Source organism: Providencia burhodogranariea DSM 19968, from assembly GCF_000314855.2.
In the GTDB taxonomy this organism is placed as follows: domain Bacteria; phylum Pseudomonadota; class Gammaproteobacteria; order Enterobacterales; family Enterobacteriaceae; genus Providencia; species Providencia burhodogranariea.
The window spans coordinates 1-5,343 of record NZ_KB233228.1; the positions used below are offsets into that span (position 1 = coordinate 1).

Genomic DNA, 5,343 nt, shown 5'->3' on the forward strand with positions numbered 1-5,343 from the left:
TCAAAATTTAAAGGTTGTGTCAGTACTGACTGACCGCACCATATTGCTGATATGGCTCAGTTGGTAGAGCACACCCTTGGTAAGGGTGAGGTCCCCAGTTCGAATCTGGGTATCAGCACCATGAATTACAGTATTTTAAAGAATTTACCTAGCGGCAATAGCGCGGTGGTCCCACCTGACCCCATGCCGAACTCAGTAGTGAAACGCCGTAGCGCCGATGGTAGTGTGGGGTCTCCCCATGTGAGAGTAGGGAACTGCTAGGTTTTAAATATAAAGAAGCCACCTTAGGGTGGCTTTTTGCTATTTAATAGATAGCAATACTCAAAATATCATTCCTTCCTTATATCCTCATTAAACCCCTTGTACTCTACATCTAGTTAGTAAAACGTATAAATGAAACAATATTTTCCCCTTCAAGTAGCGCTCTTAACTTAAATGTTTTTTGTTTCATAGGTTATTTTATTATTTAACCTGAGATCGGTTTAAGCCATAACTCAAGGTCCTGCTTTTTCGGTATTTGATAGTTTCAGTGATGTTTTATTTTGTTTCATGCAATAAAATACCAAACTGCCCTGTGAGTTTGGTATAAGTCCGCGCAAACCTCTGTGACGCGAATGCTCAATTTGGGTGATGTTTTGTAACTGGTCATTAATTGTTTCGATAATAAATAGTTTAGATAACATTGCCCTATCCCAAGCCGCTAACAATTTTGGTTTCATATTTTTACGCTGACCTGTAATTAATGTTATTCCATCCAGTTTTAAATTTTCGGTCAATGCTCTGCGAATATAACCTTTATCTGCCTACAATTTATTGAAAAGTCCTTTTGATAAGCCTCGAACTGACGTTCTATCATCAATATTTGCGGGAGTTAGCTTAGCCGTGACAATTTCACCCAGATGGTTCACGATTAAACGTAATTTAAATCCATAAAACCAACCCATTGTCCTTTTTCCTCTCGCTGCCGTACCTTTAAAAACTTTATGCTTAGGTATCCGCATGTTATGGCATACTTTTAGACTCGTTGAATCAATAAATTCAATGCCCGTTGGCTGGCCTTTTACGTATGTAAAAAAAGAGCTTAATGGAATTAAAACCGTAGGCATGACTTTAAGAATACGGGCATAACTGAATAAATTTGGAAAATCTTTTTTGATCGAAAGATCTGATCACGGAACCCACGTTTAGTTCCTTTCTTTTTTATTTCTCTTATCCCGAGTTCAGGTTATTTAAATATTCTCGCTATTCTCTAACGAGAGTGCCTGATAGACTTATCAAATCTTAGTTTATTATGTACTGAAGGCTGCAATGAACTCATTCCTTGAATTAAAACCTTTTAATACATTCGCTATTGAAGCGAAAGCAAAGTCAGTATGTATTGCTGAATCAGTGAAATCCCTTTACCAACAATGGTTAGAAGCAAAAAATCATCAACTACCTGTTTTGATCCTTGGAGGAGGTAGCAATGTTTTATTCATTGAAGATTTTGATGGTGTAGTCATTTTAAATCGTATTAAAGGTGTAGAAGTCGTTGAGACCGCTGAATACTGGTATATTAATGCAGCAGCTGGTGAGAATTGGCATCAATTTATCAACCTATTGATGAGCAAAGGAATTTATGGGGTTGAAAATTTAGCATTGATACCAGGTTATGTAGGTTCAGCACCAATTCAAAATATTGGGGCTTATGGATTAGAGCTGAAAGACATATGTGAATATGTTGATATCCTTAGCTTGGATACGGGAGATGTAATAAGAGTACAGGCTAAAGAATGTCGTTTTAGTTATCGTGATAGTATCTTTAAACACGAATATCAACATACTCATATCATTGTTAGTGTCGGTTTCAAATTATCTAAGCAATGGTCACCAAGATTAACATATGGCGATCTTACTCAACTCGATCCTGCGACAGTGACTCCACAGCAAGTTTTTAATTTAGTGTGCAATACACGCAGCAAAAAATTACCTGATCCAATGATTATAGGGAATGTTGGAAGTTTTTTTAAAAACCCTATTATTTCAGAAGAAAAGGCATTACGAATAAAACAAAATCACTCAATGTGCCCACAATACCCTCAAGAGGATGGTACGGTGAAGCTTGCCGCAGGCTGGTTAATTGAACAATGTGGATTGAAAGGTTATGAGCTAGGTGGAGCTGCAGTACATACAGAGCAAGCTTTAGTACTAATTAACAAGAATCAAGCCACAGGGCGTGATGTGGTCAACTTAGCAAGGTATGTTAGTCAAACGGTGTATGAGCATTTTGATATTTGGCTTGAGCCTGAAGTCAGATTTATTGGTAAACATGGCGAAATTAATCCGATGGACTGTATTTTATGAAAGAAGTGAGTATTCCTTTACAGCTAATAAGTATTTTATCAGATGCACAGGTTCATTCAGGGCAGCAATTAGGTGATACATTAGGGATGACACGTGCCGGAATTAATAAGCATATAAAAACGGTACGCTCATGGGGAATTGAGGTACAAACAATCACAGGGAAAGGCTATAAATTGCCTTATCCAATAAACTTGCTAAATGTTGAGCTAATTAAAAAATATATCAAGGACAACGATATCATTGTTGAACCTGTTATTGACTCAACAAATCAGTACATGCTAGAGCGAATACCTCATCTTTCATCTGGTGATACATGCTTAGCTGAGTATCAAAGTGCAGGTAGAGGTCGTCGAGGACGGCAATGGATCTCGCCGTTTGGTTGTAATTTGTATTTATCAATGTATTGGAAGCTTGATCAGGGACCCGCCGCTGCGATAGGACTTAGCTTAGTTGTCGGTATAATCATAGCGGAAACATTGAATAAATTAACTAAAGGAAAAATAAAGGTTAAATGGCCAAATGACCTTTATCTTAATGATAAGAAATTAGCAGGAATTCTCGTCGAATTAACAGGGAAAACTGGAGATGCGGCACATATCATTATTGGTGTTGGAATAAATATTGGTATGGGGAAAAATAATATTGAAATAGAAAATACGATTAATCAAGAATGGGCATCTTTAGCTGATGAAGTGGAAAGTATTGAGCGAAATATACTTTCCGTTAATATTATTCAAGCCTTGAAAGAAGCGTTAACATTATTTGAAAAAGAAGGTTTATCTCCATTTGTTAATCGTTGGTTTGAACTGGATAACTTTTTGGGGAGGAGCGTTAAGTTATTGATTGGTAATGATGTTATTTCTGGTGTGGAAAAGGGGATTAATCAGCAAGGTGCTCTTTTATTAGAACAAGATAACGGTGATATTATTCCTTATATAGGTGGTGAAATATCACTAAGGCCAAATGAGAAATAATAAAGTAAAGCCGGTTTTATTACCGGCATATAAATTTATTTTCTTATTCTGACATTTTGAATAGAATGTTTTTCACCCTTTGTCATTATTAAGCTAGCTCTTTCTTTTGTTGGTAAAATATTTTCTTCTAAATTAAGACCATTAATTTCATCCCAGATTGAGCTTGCAATATTAGTAGCTTCTATTTCGCTTAATTTTGAATAATTATGAAAATAAGAATCCGGATCTGAAAAAGCACCTTGGCGGAATTTTAAAAAGCGGCCAACATACCATTTCTTCAATAATTGTGGTGCAGCATCAACATAGATAGAAAAATCGACAAAATCCGATACAAAGACATGATGAGGGTCATGTGGGTAGTCCATATCGCTCTGTAATACGTTTAAGCCTTCTAAAATCAAGATGTCAGGCTGATCTATCACTTGTTGTTGTTCAGGTACAATATCATATGTAAGGTGCGAATAGACGGGGGCGGCTACATTACGCGCACCGGATTTAATCTGTGAGACAAAATTCACGAGTTTTCGCATATCATAGGATTGTGGGAAACCTTTTTTCTTCATGATATTACGATCTTTTAGTACCTGGTTAGGGTATAAAAATCCATCAGTCGTAATCAAATCAACTTTTCTATGTTCAGGCCAGCGAGTCAATAATGCTTGCAACAAGCGAGCGGTGGTACTTTTTCCCACCGCTACACTACCCGCAATACCAATGATATAAGGAACTTTAGCATCATTAGTCCCTAAAAATTGCTCTAGTACAGCTTGGCGCCGTAAATTCGAGCTTATATAGAAATTTAGTAAACGAGATAATGGTAGATAGATCTCAATAACATCTTCCATAGAGAGCTCTTCATTAATACCTTTCAACTCCAGAAGCTCATTAGATGTTAATGTCAATGGGACGGAATCACGCAGTGTTGCCCAATGTTCTCTATCAAACTCTAAATATGGCGTAGTAATAAAATTCTCATTCTGTTTCATAAACCAACGTCTGCCTATTTTATGCAGGTTGGACAGGTTGCCTAAACACCCGTATCCGTAAAATTAAATTGCATCATAACGAGTGAAAGAAAGTAGGCGTAGTTCTTTTTGTATTTTATGTGTGTTTTTTTTGACAAAGGCTGTAAAAATATAATTAATTGCTGAAAAAAACAGCGTTCAGGTATTGCTGCAGTATTACAAATTATTCATTTTTAGTTTTTGGTTACTTCACATTTTATAATTTTAGGAAGAAAGAGCACTTTACGGATTAAACTTTTCTAGATTATAGTTGTGTTTGGCTGTTGATGTTTTAAGCTGAATTTAGCGAAAAAAACAGCAAAATAGCAATAAAAGTATATTTTATGAGCGAACGAACAAAAAATTAAAATTTTTTGTTGCAACATGCGCTCACTCTTCCTAGAATGCGCAGCACTTGATGCCGGCATAGCTCAGTTGGTAGAGCAACTGACTTGTAATCAGTAGGTCCCGAGTTCGACTCTTGGTGCCGGCACCAATTAAAAATATGGATAGGTGGGATACCCAAGCGGCCAAAGGGAGCAGACTGTAAATCTGCCGTCATCGACTTCGAAGGTTCGAATCCTTCTCCCACCACCATCCTCTAAATAAGTTTTCATATAAATAAATCTATTTAGAAAACAGTTTAACAGCTGATAACTCAGGTAGCCGAGTTCATTGCGGGCATCGTATAATGGCTATTACCTCAGCCTTCCAAGCTGATGATGCGGGTTCGATTCCCGCTGCCCGCTCCAAGATGTGCTGATATAGCTCAGTTGGTAGAGCGCACCCTTGGTAAGGGTGAGGTCGGCAGTTCGAATCTGCCTATCAGCACCACTTCCCTTATGTTCTCAAATATCTCCCTGATTTGTCTCCTGTAAAAAACAAGCAAATAATTTTAACTGCTTGGTTGATGTGGTGTAACCACCGATTCCGTGTCTTAGAGGGACAATCTAATGTCTAAAGAAAAATTTGAACGTTCAAAACCGCACGTTAACGTTGGTACAATCGGCCACGTTGACCAC

At 37.4% G+C, this 5,343-nt stretch carries 3 protein-coding genes, 5 tRNA genes, 1 rRNA gene and 2 pseudogenes; 9 read left to right on the forward strand and 2 right to left on the reverse strand.

Going from position 1 to position 5,343, the window contains the following annotated elements; genetic code table 11:
- Positions 1–45: 45 nt before the first annotated feature.
- Together OOA_RS19375 and rrf are read left to right on the forward strand one after the other, a co-directional pair.
- Positions 46–121 (forward strand) — tRNA-Thr (locus tag OOA_RS19375).
- Positions 122–147: 26 nt separating this feature from the next.
- Positions 148–263, forward strand: a 5S ribosomal RNA gene (gene rrf, locus OOA_RS19380).
- A 231-nt stretch (positions 264–494) separates the two neighbouring features.
- Here the strand turns inward: rrf and OOA_RS20385 are convergent.
- Positions 495–1,154 (reverse strand): annotated as a pseudogene (locus OOA_RS20385) (IS982 family transposase); the annotation flags it as partial.
- Positions 1,155–1,308: 154 nt separating this feature from the next.
- Between OOA_RS20385 and murB the strand changes: the two are divergent.
- Together murB and birA are read left to right on the forward strand one after the other, a co-directional pair.
- Positions 1,309–2,343: a UDP-N-acetylmuramate dehydrogenase gene (gene murB, locus OOA_RS19390; protein WP_008913874.1), complete on the forward strand. Its 1,035-nt coding sequence runs from the start codon at positions 1,309–1,311 to the stop codon at positions 2,341–2,343.
- On the forward strand, positions 2,340–3,317 hold the full coding sequence (gene birA, locus OOA_RS19395; RefSeq protein WP_008913875.1) for a bifunctional biotin--[acetyl-CoA-carboxylase] ligase/biotin operon repressor BirA: 978 nt from the start codon (positions 2,340–2,342) through the stop codon (positions 3,315–3,317). The genes murB and birA overlap by 4 nt, the downstream gene beginning before the upstream one ends.
- A gap of 35 nt (positions 3,318–3,352) precedes the next feature.
- Here birA and coaA read toward each other — a convergent pair whose 3' ends face one another.
- Positions 3,353–4,303, reverse strand: coding sequence for a type I pantothenate kinase (gene coaA, locus OOA_RS19400; protein ID WP_008913876.1), 951 nt, complete (start codon positions 4,301–4,303; stop codon positions 3,353–3,355).
- Positions 4,304–4,741: 438 nt separating this feature from the next.
- Here coaA and OOA_RS19405 point away from each other — a divergent pair.
- The 5 genes and pseudogenes from OOA_RS19405 to OOA_RS20540 form a co-directional block, all read left to right on the forward strand.
- A tRNA-Thr gene (locus OOA_RS19405) sits at positions 4,742–4,817 on the forward strand.
- 16 nt (positions 4,818–4,833) lie between these two features.
- Positions 4,834–4,918: transfer RNA gene (locus OOA_RS19410), tRNA-Tyr, on the forward strand.
- 80 nt (positions 4,919–4,998) lie between these two features.
- Positions 4,999–5,073 (forward strand) — tRNA-Gly (locus tag OOA_RS19415).
- A gap of 6 nt (positions 5,074–5,079) precedes the next feature.
- A tRNA-Thr gene (locus tag OOA_RS19420) sits at positions 5,080–5,155 on the forward strand.
- Between the two features lie 119 nt (positions 5,156–5,274).
- Positions 5,275–5,343: pseudogene (locus OOA_RS20540) on the forward strand (GTP-binding protein); the annotation flags it as partial.